We start from the raw sequence: 16,010 nt of genomic DNA, 5'->3' as shown, positions 1-16,010 counted from the left end.
GTCATTGTCCATCGTTGTTATCCCCCCTAATATATGTGCAATACTAATTAGCCAATAATTCCCTTATACATTATATCAGCTACGGTACATGCGATCATAACAAATTATTTATATAGTTTAGTTTATTAATCGATATCATATTAATATATGATGGTTCAAGTCGCAGGGGGGGCACCTTTGGGTGTCTTTTCTTTACAAAATGTATAATATATTATAACAATAAGTAGATTAAATTTAGAAAGGAACATTATATGTCACTCTATATAGAACTTTACAACTGACAGCTTATATAAAGGCGTTTTATTGTTGTGCGCACCACTAATTTTACTAGTTCCTTTTGGAATACTAGTAAGTATATATTGTAAGGACCAATTATTAAGGCTTTTACTAGCAGTCTTTGCTATAGGAATTTATTTGTATCGTGTCGTGAATTCTTTTTCAGTTATGTATTTATAAATATAAATACGCATAAATTCGAATAACTATATGTTAACTCACTGACAATTATATAGTATGATAGAGATATACAGTTGCAGCGGAGAAAATATATTGGTAGCAGCAGAACCATATGTAGTTGATTCAGAAGAAGGAAAAACAACTCGTGTATCTTACCTTTTTCTCAATGAATAAAACAACTTAACATAGTAAAATAATATTCGGATGGGAGTCCAATACATATTATTAAAATTAAAGTGGTTCAATCCGGAGGAAGGCACCTTTGGGTGTCTTTTTTTTATAGATATTATCGAGGGCTATAGCTCTCTTTTTTTATTTTCGTTCGACATGATATGACAATATTAGAATTGATAGTTTGGTATGATACGCTTGAAAATCTGACATTTAATCAACGGAGGAGATGAATAATGCCTAAATGTGACGTGGTAATTAATACAGTTAAAGAAGATGATCGGGGGAGAATGCGTGGATTAAAGGTTTCCCTTTTTGAGAGTGAAAATTATGAGGAATGTTCTTCATATTTAGACTCCCGTTTATTTATAAGAGATATTGATAAAGGAATAAAAGTTTGGGAAATTGATAGAGTTTTTGAATATTGGGGCCTATCTGGTTGTTATGTCTACTATGACGAATATAATACTTGCCTTTATGTCGGTGAAGCGAAAAATCTTTATAATAGGTTTGAGGAACATATAAGAGGATGGACAGGGACAAATGAATTTATCGTAGAAGATCCAGTTAGTGTAAATAGTGAAGGGGATCCATTGCTGCATCTTTTTAACTTGAATGAATGTTTCCATCATATGGATATTTGGATATTAGATACAAATGATGCAGATGCTAGAAAATTACTTGAGCAATTTTTGTTCCTTACTCACAAACCTTTACATAATAATTACTCTAATGTTAAAGGTAATTTTCCCGAGTGTATTGCTCCTGCTTTAAAATATAAACAATATATATCACGAAACCCTAATTTTAAAAAATGGACGAAGAATGATAAGGATAATTTCAATAACATTATATGGAAAAAAGAGGAAGACCTTGTTCCTGAAAAACTTAAAAAGGAAGAATATGATGAGATTATTAAAAATAGAGCAATAGAACGAAAAAAGAAATTAATGGTAAAACTAGCAAAAAAATATAACGAAGAAAATAAAAGTAAGTAATAAAAGTGAAAATTATACAAAATCAGACGTAGATTGCAATACCAGGGGTCCCGCCAGCCAAATGACGTAAAACCTATGTTAGGATATTTTTGGGAAGTGGAAACCTTGATTTTCGTACGCTAAAGGTTTTCTATGCTATATAAAGACAATAAATAACCTGAAATATTTAGTAACAAAAAGTCGCTTAGTAATAAGTTTTAAACAATGCATTGTAACAAAAGCGTACGTTTATGTTACAAATATCACTGAAAAATAATTATTGGTAAAGAATGTATTACTATGACCTAGTTTTACACGTATCCCGGCTGAATCCCTTAGGGGTAATAGCAATTGTAGTCATCATTTTTATTGCTACGGTTATTGATAGCAGTAATGATTCGAAAAAAAAGCATCTACTAATCCGAAACAAGAAGGCAAAAAGGATGCTCCAAAGAAAGAAAAAGAAGAGGAACAGAAAAACTTCAACAGACACTAAAGCAGTATCAAAAGAAGGTGTATCTTCTGATGAAAAAATCGCTGTAGGATCTATGGAAACAGTAGATTCTATGGGTAATAAATATACAAAGTAACAAGCACATGGTGTCTTTAAAATTTTAGAAACACTTACTAATAATCAAAAAGACGCTATCACTGTTGATGCTAATAGCTTTAAATTGGTAGATAACAAAAGTTGTGAATTCAAATATTCAACACAAGGTCAAACATCTTTTGAATTAGCTAACGGTGGTAAAACTGACTTCTTCTGAAAACAATTGAATTCAGGTCTAACACAGACAGGCAAAATTGTATTTGATATACCAAAAGATGCTGAAGGCCTTTTCTTAAAAGCTAGTAGCGGTATGGCAGGTAAAGAAATTAAGTTAAAAGTAGAATAGTAAAAAGGTACTCGAAAGAGTGCCTTTTTTCTCAATAACCGACATTACTTAACGCGGTAAAATATTATTTGGATGGGAGTCCATTACATATTATCAAAATTAAGATGGTTCAAGTCGGAGGAAGGCACCTTTGGGTGTCTTTTTTCTACCTAAAAATATTTAATTATTATATAATGATAACATTATACTCCAGGAGGAACATACATGAACAAGAAAATAATTATTGGAATTATCGCTGTAATAGTCGTTATCATTGCTTCCATATCTATTTTTAAGGATTCCAAACCAGAAGATATGAAACCTAAGTATTCACAAAAAGATATGGATGAAATTACCGATAAACACTTTAAAGAACAGCAGGAATTAAAAACACAAATCAAAGAATTAAAATCTAAAGTAACTTTCTATGAAGAAAAACAAACTAGTTCACTTCAAAAAACAACCCAACAGAGTCAAGAAACAACTGAACCAGCTGAAAATGCGGATAAGGTTACATACGAAAACGAAATTAAGCCTACTATTGATGAAATGTTAAAAGATTATGATGAGATTTGGAATCAGGACTGGAAAGCTATTTGGGGAGAAGGAAGCAAGGACCCTGAATCTCTTGACAAGAACGCTTTAAAAGAAAAAATGGAGTCAGTTACAAATCGATATGATGCACTTTCCAAGAAAAATGCAGAATTTAAAAGTGGCTCAAAGTTAAATGATCCGGTATTAAAAGAAAAGATTGAGAAATTCAGAGTAGAGTTTGGACTAGCAACTAACTATAGAAGTAATGCTGGAAAAGCTGTAACTCAAGGAATAAAAGGAGTAGATCCGTTGAATGAAAGAATGGAAGAAGCTCAAAAATCAATCAAGCTTTCCGATCAAAAACTAAATAATGCCCTAGCTAGCTTAAATGAAATTGAATCAAAATTGGGTGTTAGTCGCAATTAAAACACATAACAAAATATAACATTGTAAAGTAATATTTGGATGGGAGTCCAATACATATTATTAAAATTAAAGTGGTTCAAGTCGGAGGAAGGCACCTTTGGGTGTCTTTTTTTATAGGGGACCCCCCCATCGCTATCAAGCTAAAGATTTATTACAACCCCATGCACATCAACTTAAGTTTTTTAAGTACCCAAAAACGAATTTTTCACCTTTTTACAGCTATTTAAGGGTAGTAGGCTCACTTTTTCCTTTTTGGGGAACAATTAATTTCTTAACTTGACGGCGATGTATGATGACCCCTAATAGGAAGAACGCAAACATCAAGATTACAGCCAAATTTTTGCTAATTGAGAAACTCCTTCTATTATCTTTTTTTCACATAAATCACCCAATCCAAGTTGAATATGCGGATATCGTGGTGTATATTTCGAGAAATATTTTGAACAAGGATAAACTACAATTCCGTGTTCATATGCCCTTTCAATTAGCATTTTTTCACTCATTTCCGTTTTCACTTCAATAATAACGAAAATTCCGGAGCTACCACCTTTTATTTCAACATAATTCTTAAAATGTTTTAATAGTTCCCTATTCAATAGTTTCATTTTACGTTTATACAAAGCTTTCATCTTCCTTAAGTGTGAGTACCAATATCCTTCATTCATAAAGGTCGCCAGTGTTCGCTGATGGATAGATGAGGATGTTTGCTCAAGCAAAGGGAGTATCTTTTTATATTCACTTATTAGCCTTCTAGGCAAAACCATATAACTGACACGGATAGAGGGTAGTAGTGCTTTTGAAAAAGTTCCTAAATAAACCACCCTATCATTAGAATCTAAGCTTTGAAGAGACGGTATAGGTTGATGGATGTATCGAAATTCACTATCATAATCATCCTCAATAATATATCCTTCCACCCTTTTTGCCCATTGAATTAACTTTAATCTCTCATTGACGGGTATAGTCACTCCATATGGAAAGTGGTGAGTAGGAGTGACATATAAAAGTCTAGAAGGCGATTTTAAAAGGAGATCGACTTGGATGCCTTGTTCTTTTACCGGGATTGGATCAATGATAAATGATTGAAGAACAAAAAGTTCCCTTGCCACATTATATCCAGGGTCTTCTACTGCCAGATAATGATAGTCTTGCTTTAGCAACAACGACAAAAGTAATAACAAGTGCTGTGTGCTACTGCCAATAATAATTTGTTCTGCAGAAGTATTAACTCCTCTTGATTGAAACAAGTAATCTGCTAGTACCTTTCTTAATTTAATGTCGCCTTGTTTTTCTCCGTATGAAAACATGCTAGAGTCTTTAATGATTTTATTTGTAAGCATTCTCCATTTTTTCAAAGGGAAGTTCTCTTGATCCACTGTCCCAATTTTAAAGTCAATAGTATTCATGGCAGCATGATTTGTTTCATGATGCTGTTCTCTAATGGGTTCATAATTAAGTATCTCATCCGATATAGTAGCCTCTACAAAAAATCCCTTTTTGTTCTCACTTCGAATATATCCTTCCGATTGCAGTTGTTCATAGGCTACTTGAGTTGTGTTTCTGCTGACCTCTAATTGGATAGCAAGTTGTCTAATCGATGGCAACTTTGTATCCTTTTCTAATTTACCAGATAGAATCTGAGTACGTATGTATTGATAAACTTGTTGGTACATAGGAGTGTTGCTTTCTCGATCGATATTAAATATTAGTTCATTCATCATTGTAATACCTCATCTGTCATTTGTGTTTATTATAAACTGTACCTTTTAGAAATGACGGTATAAATGAATAATAAATTTAGAAAAAAATTGAATTTGGGAGAAAACTTATGACAATATTTATGTACTTATTTTGTTTGATTGTATGGGGACTCAACTTTATTGCGGTAAAAATTCAAGGAACTCCTGTCAGCTTAGAATTATCCTTAACGTATCGTCTAGTTATGACAGCTTTTTTATTTTTGATACTTGTTTGGTTCCTTCGACCAAGAGGGATGCCAACAAGAAAAGATATCCCATTTGTAATAGTTTTTGGTGTATGTAACTTTGCATTAAGCTATTTATGCCTTTATTACGCCACAATTTTGAGTTCTGCAGCAATCGTAACATTGATTTTTTCATTAAAGGTGATTTTGACCCCGATTACCCTTCGGATTTTTTTAAAAGAAAAGTTACATTCACGCGTTTTGTTTGGGGGGATTTTTGGTGTATTAGGCGTATGTATTCTCATCTATCCGAACTTGAACAACTTTCAAGGGTACAATGACATAAAAGGAATTATAGTTGCGATCTTAGGTACGTTTCTTACAGCAGTAGGTGATGCCAGCTCGGCACGAAATGCAAGTCACAAAGTGAATCCTATCTACGCAAATGCCATTGGATTTACAGTGGGCAGTATATTGATGGGAGTAATTGTATTATTTCAAGAACAAGAATTTATATTTCCAACATCGTTTTCATATTTATTTGGGTTGTTATATTTAACTCTGGTTGCTTCATTTGTAGCATGGTTATTCTATTTGAAGCTTGTAGAAAAAATTGGAGGAGCTCAAAGTGGCTATATGGTTGCACTTTTCCCGATAATTGGAGGAATAGCTTCCGTTTTAATCGGTGAGTCAGATCCATCATTGTATTTGTTCGCTGGTTGTTTTTCTAGCTGTATTGGCGCTGCTATTGCATTAGGGTTTAGAACTCGGAAGCAAGTTGCGAAATTACCTCTAAAAAGAGTTACTTAATAAGGAATAAGTGTTGTGAACTTGAAAATAGAGCTCATTTATTTGGTATGCAAAACTTTAAAGAGCTTATACTGGATTTTTAGAAAAAAGAAAAAAATCTCAAGTGAAATTAAACTTATATAATCTTAGCTTGATGGGCATGGGGTACCGCCAGTATTTCGGGAAAAACCATGCTAAGAGTATACAAGATTTTATACAGTTTTTCGGTTAATCCAATAACAGACAAGAACCCTAAAACCGCACCAGGATAAGAATGTATAAAAAAATACATAGATCCATAGAACAAAAAAGACGATTCCCTTGTGAGAATAGGGATTCGTCTTTTTCTTCACTACCGATAATGAGACGTTATGTTAACCACACATGAATATAGTATACATCCATTTTTTCACAACAAATTAATTATTCAAAATGATACAATAAAAGGAAAAAGAAAGGACTTTTCTTATAAATTACGACTACGAAAATGAGTAAAAGAACAATTAAAACCGTATTGTTTTCGTTAGAAATAAAGGAGAAGTATTGGAATGAAGAGATATACATACTTACCGCCTAAGGTAAAAGACTCTACTAAATCAGTTGATGTTATAGATGAAGCTGGAAATAAAGTGTTCACATTTAAAAGAAAGTACAAAAATATGTTAACAAGAATGGCAACCTATGTATGGAATATTGATTGGAACGTTCAAATTGATGTCTATTCCAACGATAGAGATATAGTTTATCAGTGTATAAAAAATACCAAATGGTTGGGAAAACCTACATATAAAGTTATTAACTATCTGACGAGTGAAGAATATGAAGTCAGTTATATTTCATGGCAAGTTATATCCCCTGAGCTTCTTATTAAATCTGAATCTTGTGAACTTATAGTGAAGAAAGTACCAATGGATTGGGCAAAATTTTATTATCAAGGTAAAGAAATAGCAAGGTGGAGAATGAAAACATCAGAATTGTTTAAAACATACTTAGAGATAGAAAAAGATTCCCCTATACAAGAACCAGAATTTTTTACGAGTATTGCACAAAGTCTGTTTTATATCGGTGAATAATTAACTTCCATATGGACAGCTTATTGTATTTTTTGGCTTAGCGTGTTTTTCTTCAAAAATGCTGGCGGTACCCAGATATTACTTAACATGGTAAAATAATATTTGGATGGGAGTCCATATTATTAAAATTAAAGTGGTTCAAGTCGCAGGAAGGCACCTGAGGGTGGCTTTGCTTTATGGATATGTTCTGAAAGATGATTACGAGAAGCGACATATTTTTACCACATTCAGCAAACTTTGCTTGCCATGTCGCGTAATAGTATAAAATATGAAAGAAAAATACAGTGTTAATCTTGATATTGATCATCTGTTCTGTATGGTATAGTGAAAGAAAAAATGTACAGGAGTAACCAAAAATGAAACATAGCGCTCAACATCTTCACAAACGTTTCGCAGCATTTCACAACGAACACAATCAACGCGTAGCAGAGTTTCATAAACGTCACGCTGCTCAAATAGCAAGTGGCAAAAATGGAAATAGTTTGTTAGCAGAATGGGAAAGATATGTTTATAACAAAGGACTTAATATCTTCCAGACAGTTAAAAAATTATTCAACTAAGGGGCTGTTCCTGGGGGGACAGTTTTTTTACGTACCTCTTAGGGGGGCTTTGCTTTATTAGTTGTATTATTTATTCTATTAATCATAGTTGGAGCTTCTTGCTTCTGCTAAAAAACTATAGGAAAAGACACTCATATAGGGTGTCTATTCTTCATAAAACAGAAAAAACTTCGTCTTAAAAAAGACGAAGCATTTCTGTTACAAGAGTAACTACAGCTGTTAGCAAAGAAAGCTTTGCAACAGTGAGTTCGATATCATTCCCCCCGTGTTTCATGAGGTTCCTCCTTTAGAAAGGACGAATTTTCAGGATGATCCCTGTCACCTTTCTTCCCAAAATCCTTTCACAATCACAGTAGCTTAAAAGCTAGTAAGTGCTTGCGTATAGAATTCCGGAACGTACAGCCCCTTGCAACATAACAATTATATATTTAATTATTATAGATATAAATGATAATTCAAATAAAAATCACTTCAGCTGGTAGTACCTACAAAACTTTTATTTCAAAGAATTATAGTTTTTCTATTTTTTCCTTATGGGACGGTACGCCTAAAAAAACAATCATTATAGGGGATTTGGTGTCACTTTGGTACTGAGCTCAAACCTTTTGTGTTTTGTGAACTAACAATCTGGTGTATATAGACGATTCTGTTTTATAGGATGTGTTTACACTTATAACAAAGGGTTAATACGGATAGGTTCGTATTAAATGAAAATGGTTCAAGTCGCAGGAAGGCACCTTTGGGTGGCTTTTTTTATAGGGGGACCAACCCATGTCTATAAATCTAACAGAAAAGGTTGCCCCATAAAGATAAAAATGAACCTCGGTGCTGTACAAAATTATCGTTATGGGGATGGTATGAGCTTTTAACTTGATGGGTATGTAGTGGGACTACAATTTCTCTTAAACCTTCATTAAATTCTATTATTTTATGAATATAAAAATATGCAAATATACATATTGTAACAAAATTTGGAATTTTTATGGTAAGTTATTTTATGTTGTTAAATAACTTAAGGGGGATTTTTTATGAAAAAAACATTGGGATTTATGTTAGTAATGGGTATGGGAATTAGTTTAGGTTTTTCTAATACTGCATCCGCTGAAACTTCTACAACAAATGCTCACAACAAATTAGAAGTTAAACAAACCGAGGATGGAAGGGTATTAGGAGTAGAATCATCAGAAAAACTAAGTTTAGAACAACTAGATAATAATTTAATAAAAATGGGATTTTCTTTTAATGAAATCTCCAACATGCAAAAAGATCTAAAAAAAGAGCTTGTAAAACAAGGTGGAAAAAAAGCAAATTTAGAACTAGTTGAAGAAAAACAAGAATATAAAAGTTTAGATGGACAAAACTACATAATAAACAATGACAACAAAGAAAAAATCCAAAATATTAAACAACAAGATGCAAACAAACTTTTAAATCAATCCTCTAAAAATGACAGTAAAATCCAACGTATGAATCCACCATCAGCAGTCATAAATGATGAACTAACATTTAATTTATTTGCTATTTATGAAGGAACAAAAGGATCAGATTATGTTTATAAAGTTTTCTCAAACCAAATGTGGACTAAACGTCCTTATTGGAATACAACCGATACAATTGGTGTCGTTTGGGAAGCCAATGCTCACGCAATAAATGGTACAGAATCAGCTCGTCAATATTGGACAATTTCGAATCTAGGTGGCGGAGTTAATGAACATAATACAAATGTTGGAGCAGATCGTTCTAGTTTATATGGAACACAATGGAAACTCCCATACAAAACAGATTCAATAAATAGAGGGGCTTACACATCACAAAAAATCACAATCCCTCAAAGTTACAGAGGTTCAAATGCTACTGTAGGTGCTGCATTCGCTCATCCATGGTTTGCATATAATTTTGCATTGAACTTTGGTCCTGGTACAATTGCTTTTAATGATGCAAAAGGTGATAAATGGAGTCTACGTTATAATATGAATGTAGGATCTTAAAAAAAAAACTCTACGATGTAAATATATCGTAGAGTTTTTTAATAAACAAAATATTTAAAAAGGAGAAATCAAATGCATAAACTAATAATTATTATATTAAGTCTCATATTAGGTTTTATTACATTTATGATTCCTGCAATTTCAGAATGGATACAAAACTCAGTATTTTGGTTAATAGTAATTATTTTATTATCTTATTCTTATAAAAATAAATAACTAAGAAATAAAATCTATATAAAAATAAACTCATAAATACACAGCAAGGGAATGCTTATATACTGATCTATACTGCATTCCCTTATTAAGTAGCACCAACATTTAACTATTTTTTTATGTTAAAGAAAAATCCCTTGATATAAGAATATTTTCATTAATAATTTACGCATATTTACAGCGCACTTTATTAATGGCGAAAGAATTGACTTAGCTATTGTTGAAATTGATTCAGTAGCAATTTTAAGCGATTGTGCAACTAGAGTATTAAGTAGCCGTAGAAATAAAACTAAACATTATTTGGCTTTCATTTAAGAGAAGTATTTTAAAACAGCAGATGTTATAAATTGGTTAGATGATGCACAATCCAGCAAAGTGAAAGGAACAATAACTGAGTTATATGCCTATTAATGCTGAAACTATTTGGAGTATTGTAGATCATTAAATATATCAAGTCGGCGGAAGGCACCTTTGGGCTGCTTTTTTGTACATTATATCCATTACATGCTCATTGATTTTTTATGTACGTTTGATATAATTATTGTAATAGTATTACAGTAATACCTTGTGTATATAATAAAAGAAGAGATGCGCTAACATCTCTTCAAGTAACTGCTACCGCAAGGTGGTCGGTTGCTTAAACTTATTTTTTGCGTTTAGAACCGCCCTTTCGCTTGCCGGCATTTGGGGCGGTTCTTTTATTTCGTTTACTGCTAATCTTCTTCGCCAGCTCATTCGCATAAGCTGTTGCAAATACTGTAAGGAATACCTTAGCAGCGTCATACAATAAATTAAATAAAGAATCCATTCGGTCACCTCCTTTCTCTCTAGAATCAGAGAAAGGATAGCAACCTCCCGCCCTCACAATATACAGTTACATACAGTCTATCACACTATTTTATTAGAGGAAATATCATCGGAATAATCTCAAATTACATCGAGCTAAAAATAGAATATAGATTTTGTTCACTTTTACGATACATTTATGAAACATTCATATGTTACGTTATATAAGTCCTTTTTTAGATCATTTTCATTCTGTCAAAAAGTCCTAGTCCCCTCTAGGGCTTTTTACGTTTAAATAAAAGATTATAGCCTCTTTCTCAATATATAAAATAATATTTGGATGGGAGTACAATACATCGCTTCTTCTAAATGGTACAATTAGGAGAAAGGGGTGGAAGAATATGTATGATTACAAATTTGTGAAAGTCGAAATTGATGGATGGAAAGGGCAACCCAAAGAAGATTATAAGCGTATTATTATCGAACATGCTGAGGATGGTTGGGAATTTGTTCAAGTCCTTACTCTAACACTCGCAGGATATACGACTTCTTTGGAGATTATCTTCAAACGAACCAAAGAACTTCTTTAAAAAACGAAAGAGGTTTGCCTTAAATAACATACAAAAAGAACTGAAATATTTTGGGATCTAATTGTTCTCGATTTAACTTATAAGACAAATAGGCTAATATTAATCAACTTCCATATGGACAGCTTATTGTATTTTTTTTGCTTAGCGTGTTTTTCTTCAACAATGCTGGTGGTACCCAAATATTACTTAACATGATAAAATAATATTTGGATTGGCGTCCAATACATATTATTAAAATTAAAGTGGTTCAAGTCGGCGGAAGACACCTTAGGGTGTCTTTTTTATTACCTTTCGACAAGACACGACAATATGTGGATAACTAGTTTGCTACCATGAGATGAGAAATCTTACATTTTTACTGGAATAACTAGTATATACTGGAGGTACTCAACATGAAACAAAAATTACTTACAGCATTAGCATGTAGCGCATTACTAATGGGAATGGCTTCTTGTAGTTCTAATGAGAAGACTGCGACTGAATCAAAACCTAAACAAGAAGAAAAGGTTCAGGAAAAAACGAAAGTTCAAACCATTCAAAAGCAACAAAAAGATAGTTATGTAGTAAATGAAGATGATTTATCTAAAGCGGCACAGTCGATTGGAGAAATCCAAAACGAGCAAACTATAAATGACATGTTGATACATATGTCTCTCCAAAAACTCACATTCAGTGGGCATAATCTTCATGTTCCTAGTACCCGTGAGGTAGGTCGATTTCAAATGACCAAAGCAAACATTCAATACCTAAAAAACAACTTAAATGTTATTAATGATGATGAAAGACAAAGATATGAATCTCTTCTGAACAAATGGTACGATGGAGATTTCGAATCTGCAGTTGAAGACTTTGGAGAAATTCATTATTTACGTTCTGGAAAAAAGAAAATTATGGAGGGATCTAAATTAGCTAAAAAAACTGATAGTGATGAAAAAGAATTTATTCTCCATTTCTTTGGTCAAGAAGGATTAGATATTCATAATAAAGAGTGGAAACATGAAGAGTTATAGAAATAAAACTGAATCCCACTCCACTAGGAAGTAGAATGTTTTTACTCTTTAATACGGTATTTCCTTTTGGAGTATTATGATAGCTTAACTTAATCGGCTCGGCATAAATACATATTATTGAAATTAAAGTGGTTCAAGTCGGAGGAAGGCACCTTAGGGTGTCTTTTCTTATGCGGTACCGCCAGCATTTCAAAAAAACACGATTATTTTTTCTTAAGTTTACTCATTGTTTTTATGTTAAAATTTATATAAAAATTTTAAGGATGTTTTTATTATGGAAACCACAAAAACGAGTTTAATTCAAATCCTTTGGGATGGACCATACAATATTACAGATCTCGTAAAACTAAAAAATGAAGAAACCGATTATGGAATTTATCAGGTTTATGGGAATCACCCTATCTATGGTAATGATGTTCTGTTGTATATTGGAAAAGCTGATTGTCAGACTATAGGAAAAAGAATTTCCCAAGAAAATTGGCCGGACACTAACGATTCTAACAATACTAAAATATATGTTGGGAGGTTTCACGGTTCTAAAAATCCAACTGAAACTGAATGGTCAGTAGAAATTGACTTGGCTGAACAATTGTTAATTTATGTTCATAAACCTGCATATAATTCTAGGAGTATATCCTCGCTAAAGGATTTAAAATTTCAGGATATTCATATCTTAAACTGGGGTAATTACAGATCTCTTCTCCCTGAAATTTCTGGATTAAGATGGACAAGTAAGTTAGACGATTTAGTATTTGAGATGTATAAATGGGTGTAATCTCACTCATAAATTAATTAAACTTTATAAGAAGATGTAGTAAAATAAAGTTGGGTGGGAACCCAGATATATTTGTGCTGTAAGAAAAGTCTTATGTAGATCAAGTAGTGGAAGGCACCTTAGGGTGTCTTTTCTTTATGTAAAAAATACATCCAATTGGGGTATGGGGTATAGCCGAGATACATGTAATTTTGAATACTTGTCATACATTTATTTCCAAACACACTTGTAATCACGAATTTCCCTATTATTTTTCAACTTATTATCATACAGTTGGAACAAAGTGTTTTCAGTAGCTAATAGATGGATGATTAGGGTGTACCCATAATAAACAAAACGGTATTTATAAGTCATATAAAGCCCATATGAAAATAAAAGTAAGCCTATGACCTATTTTTACACGTATCTCGGCCAAACCCCAAAATGATAATCAAACCAAAAACATTCGTGGGGGGGATTAATTATATTATGAGAAAATCTTTTAATATAATTAATCCCCTATTAAAATTAAAATCCTCCTGTTCTACTAACTTATTCTAACTTTAATTTTACTAAATCATGTTGTAAGACAGTATCAACTTCTTCTGGATCAAAAATTGGATTACTGCTAATTCCAGAGACATTAATAACAACATCCTCATCCCCAGGATGAACTATCCTTACTTCATAAACTTGAACATTTGGAAGCGGAGGAAGACTGTTTGAAAAAAAGAATACAGCCTGATTAGGAGATACAAACTGTAAAGAAGGTGTTTGCAACGGAATAACAACAGGTGAATTTGATGTCCAATCAAACATTTCAACAGATACTGAATGAACATTATTTGGATCAACATTCATAACATCAACAGTAATAAAAACAACATTAGAATGTCTACGTAATATACCAGTTGATAAAGTTTGAGGACCCTTTGGTTTAGGTGGTTTTGGTGGCATATTAATTATTCCCCCTTTCGTTTATAGTATTGGGACAAGCGGTCCTAATACTATAAAATGCATCAAAAAGAAAAAAGCAACAGGCAAAAGTGGAAATGCTAAAAAATTTCCACATACTACACCCATAGAAAAAATATTTAGAGGTGTGTCCAATACATATTATTAAAATTAAAGTGGTTCAAGTCGGAGGAAGGCACCTGAGGGTGTCTTTTTTTTAATACCTGAAAATAAATCCTGTACTCATAAAAGCTAAAATTAATGAGCATGTAAGAAGCATTATGCATAATTGCATAATTTATAAAAAGTTATTTTGTTATAATTATATAGATTATATAGTTATTCTCAATACAAGGAAGGAACGATAATTTTTGGAAAAAGAAGAAACTAACAACATAGAAAATAGAGGAAAGATAGGTTTTATACTATTCCTTGTCATTGTACCAACTCTATTACTGGCTTCCATCATAAATTACATACACGTTACTAACATTGAAGGTATAGTAACTGATAAATATTCGAAAAAAGGTGGAAAAAGTGACAAATTTTATATAGTTGTCCAACAAAATGACGATACGGAAAAAGTAATAACTAATACAGATGGTATACTCATGATGAAATTTAATTCAGCGGATATTCAAGCAGAAATTAAAAAAGGCGAGAAATATAACTTTACATTACGCGGGTATAGAGTTCCATTTTTATCCTTATTCCCTAATATAGATAATGCAAAAAAAGCTTAAAGGTACTTACTTGCCTTCAAGCTTTTTTTATTTAATTTTAAGCGTCATTTAATATTCTATTTTTGAATGTTTTCCAAATCTGGAATAATACAATTGTTAATATAGTTGATTCAAATAAAACAATAGCAATTTTTAACCATTGAGGTATTCCATCATACGAGAAGAATTGCACAAATAAATATAAACCTGTGATTATAGAAAAAATTAAAAATACAAAATTTAAAATCCCATAAACAAATATAAATTTCACATTTGTTGTAGTTGATGCATTAGGCAACTTTTTATTCTTAATTGCATAAATAACTACTTTTAATGATTTTGAATATAAATTTGTAATATTTGTTGCTGCTGATAAGATCCAATATCCATCTAATCTTATAAATGGAATGAAATTCGTAATTATAGCAACAGTGTTACTTAGTACAAATATATCAATCAATAACTGATACTGTTCCAAACTAAATCTAAGTAATAAAAGAATTGATAATGCTGTTAATTCAAAATATGCACCTGCTAAAAAAACAATTATTTTTTCTTTTTTACTTTTAAAAAGTCTAGTACTACTTACATCTGTATACAAGGCTGGTGAAAAGCATAAAAGTAAAAAACCGATGTATGTTACTTTTCCTCCGTAATATCTACAAATTACAGCATGTCCCATCTCATGTATTACTGAAATAATGAATAAGGCCAGATATATAATTACATATTCATACCAATTCAAATGTAATATATTATGAAAAGCATGTTTCACCATTGTATCCATTTCACCTATGAAAACAAACATAGCACTAAAAATAATTAAGAAAGAACTCCATAGCAAAAATAATCTTATGTAATTATTATGAAGTAATTTATTAATGATTTCTAAAAATGAAGTCGGATTATATAAGGGAAGCTTTATAAACAATATATTAAAAGGTTCTTTCTTTACTTCTCCAATTATTTCTATTTTTTTTAATTCATTTATAAAAGTTTCAAAATCGTCATTTGTTAATTGATGCTTAATTAAAATTGATTCTCTATCTAAATTCTGTTGCAAATCTTGTATGATTTGCCCTTCTTTTATACCTACTTTAAAAAACACTTCACCGTTTTTAATGATAAAATGATCTTCCATATATGTAATTTCTAAACTTTTCATTTGATAATATTGTTTGTCTTTGTTCAAATTGATTCACCTTTTT

Annotated in this window: 15 protein-coding genes and 2 pseudogenes; 13 read left to right on the top strand and 4 right to left on the bottom strand. The window is 31.7% G+C overall.

Going from position 1 to position 16,010, the window contains the following annotated elements; translation table 11 throughout:
• Nucleotides 1-863: 863 nt before the first annotated feature.
• From ACXVYO_RS27200 to ACXVYO_RS27190, 3 genes and pseudogenes are all read left to right on the top strand, one after another.
• A complete protein-coding gene (locus ACXVYO_RS27200) occupies nucleotides 864-1,625 on the top strand; it encodes a GIY-YIG nuclease family protein (protein ID WP_458469365.1) in 762 nt (253 codons plus the stop codon).
• Between the two features lie 269 nt (nucleotides 1,626-1,894).
• Nucleotides 1,895-2,500: pseudogene (locus ACXVYO_RS27195) on the top strand (DUF4352 domain-containing protein).
• Between the two features lie 204 nt (nucleotides 2,501-2,704).
• Nucleotides 2,705-3,439 carry a ribonuclease gene (locus ACXVYO_RS27190; protein ID WP_458469363.1) on the top strand — a complete coding sequence of 245 codons (735 nt, stop codon included), beginning with the start codon at nucleotides 2,705-2,707 and terminating at the stop codon, nucleotides 3,437-3,439.
• Nucleotides 3,440-3,765: 326 nt separating this feature from the next.
• On the opposite strand, the gene pdxR is transcribed toward ACXVYO_RS27190, so the two are convergent.
• Nucleotides 3,766-5,157: a MocR-like pyridoxine biosynthesis transcription factor PdxR gene (gene pdxR, locus ACXVYO_RS27185; protein WP_179192001.1), complete on the bottom strand. Its 1,392-nt coding sequence runs from the start codon at nucleotides 5,155-5,157 to the stop codon at nucleotides 3,766-3,768.
• 110 nt (nucleotides 5,158-5,267) lie between these two features.
• On the opposite strand from pdxR, the gene ACXVYO_RS27180 reads away from it, so the two are divergent.
• From ACXVYO_RS27180 to ACXVYO_RS27155, 6 genes and pseudogenes are all read left to right on the top strand, one after another.
• Complete coding sequence (locus tag ACXVYO_RS27180; protein WP_087955540.1) at nucleotides 5,268-6,173, top strand: DMT family transporter; 906 nt, start codon at nucleotides 5,268-5,270, stop codon at nucleotides 6,171-6,173.
• A gap of 527 nt (nucleotides 6,174-6,700) precedes the next feature.
• On the top strand, nucleotides 6,701-7,225 hold the full coding sequence (locus tag ACXVYO_RS27175) for a tubby C-terminal domain-like protein (RefSeq protein ID WP_458469362.1): 525 nt from the start codon (nucleotides 6,701-6,703) through the stop codon (nucleotides 7,223-7,225).
• A 356-nt stretch (nucleotides 7,226-7,581) separates the two neighbouring features.
• On the top strand, nucleotides 7,582-7,785 hold the full coding sequence (locus ACXVYO_RS27170) for a hypothetical protein (protein WP_458469360.1): 204 nt from the start codon (nucleotides 7,582-7,584) through the stop codon (nucleotides 7,783-7,785).
• Between the two features lie 42 nt (nucleotides 7,786-7,827).
• Nucleotides 7,828-7,896: pseudogene (locus tag ACXVYO_RS27165) on the top strand (YjcZ family sporulation protein); the annotation flags it as partial.
• Nucleotides 7,897-8,813: 917 nt separating this feature from the next.
• On the top strand, nucleotides 8,814-9,773 hold the full coding sequence (locus ACXVYO_RS27160; RefSeq protein ID WP_458469358.1) for a hypothetical protein: 960 nt from the start codon (nucleotides 8,814-8,816) through the stop codon (nucleotides 9,771-9,773).
• A gap of 72 nt (nucleotides 9,774-9,845) precedes the next feature.
• Nucleotides 9,846-9,989 carry a hypothetical protein gene (locus tag ACXVYO_RS27155; protein WP_001985810.1) on the top strand — a complete coding sequence of 48 codons (144 nt, stop codon included), beginning with the start codon at nucleotides 9,846-9,848 and terminating at the stop codon, nucleotides 9,987-9,989.
• Between the two features lie 640 nt (nucleotides 9,990-10,629).
• Here the strand turns inward: ACXVYO_RS27155 and ACXVYO_RS27150 are convergent.
• Nucleotides 10,630-10,794, bottom strand: a complete 165-nt coding sequence (locus ACXVYO_RS27150; protein WP_000377658.1) for a hypothetical protein — start codon at nucleotides 10,792-10,794, stop codon at nucleotides 10,630-10,632.
• Nucleotides 10,795-11,173: 379 nt separating this feature from the next.
• Here ACXVYO_RS27150 and ACXVYO_RS27145 point away from each other — a divergent pair, with 379 nt between their 5' ends.
• From ACXVYO_RS27145 to ACXVYO_RS27135, 3 genes are all read left to right on the top strand, one after another.
• Nucleotides 11,174-11,362: a DUF4177 domain-containing protein gene (locus ACXVYO_RS27145; RefSeq protein ID WP_000272493.1), complete on the top strand. Its 189-nt coding sequence runs from the start codon at nucleotides 11,174-11,176 to the stop codon at nucleotides 11,360-11,362.
• 392 nt (nucleotides 11,363-11,754) lie between these two features.
• Complete coding sequence (locus ACXVYO_RS27140; protein ID WP_458469356.1) at nucleotides 11,755-12,372, top strand: DUF6241 domain-containing protein; 618 nt, start codon at nucleotides 11,755-11,757, stop codon at nucleotides 12,370-12,372.
• Nucleotides 12,373-12,646: 274 nt separating this feature from the next.
• A complete protein-coding gene (locus ACXVYO_RS27135) occupies nucleotides 12,647-13,147 on the top strand; it encodes a hypothetical protein (RefSeq protein ID WP_458469355.1) in 501 nt (166 codons plus the stop codon).
• Between the two features lie 531 nt (nucleotides 13,148-13,678).
• Here ACXVYO_RS27135 and ACXVYO_RS27130 read toward each other — a convergent pair.
• Entirely contained in the window at nucleotides 13,679-14,083 is a 405-nt protein-coding gene (locus ACXVYO_RS27130) for a hypothetical protein (protein ID WP_458469353.1), read from the bottom strand.
• 368 nt (nucleotides 14,084-14,451) lie between these two features.
• Here ACXVYO_RS27130 and ACXVYO_RS27125 point away from each other — a divergent pair, with 368 nt between their 5' ends.
• Complete coding sequence (locus ACXVYO_RS27125) at nucleotides 14,452-14,823, top strand: hypothetical protein (RefSeq protein WP_458469351.1); 372 nt, start codon at nucleotides 14,452-14,454, stop codon at nucleotides 14,821-14,823.
• A gap of 37 nt (nucleotides 14,824-14,860) precedes the next feature.
• Here the strand turns inward: ACXVYO_RS27125 and ACXVYO_RS27120 are convergent, their stop codons facing one another.
• Nucleotides 14,861-15,994 carry a peptidase M50 gene (locus tag ACXVYO_RS27120; protein WP_458469350.1) on the bottom strand — a complete coding sequence of 378 codons (1,134 nt, stop codon included), beginning with the start codon at nucleotides 15,992-15,994 and terminating at the stop codon, nucleotides 14,861-14,863.
• Nucleotides 15,995-16,010 lie beyond the last annotated feature (16 nt).

It is taken from the genome of Bacillus sp. BC08, from assembly GCF_054326875.1.
The sequence above is the reverse complement of the archived record's forward strand: the minus strand, read 5'-3'. Positions and strand labels throughout refer to the sequence as shown.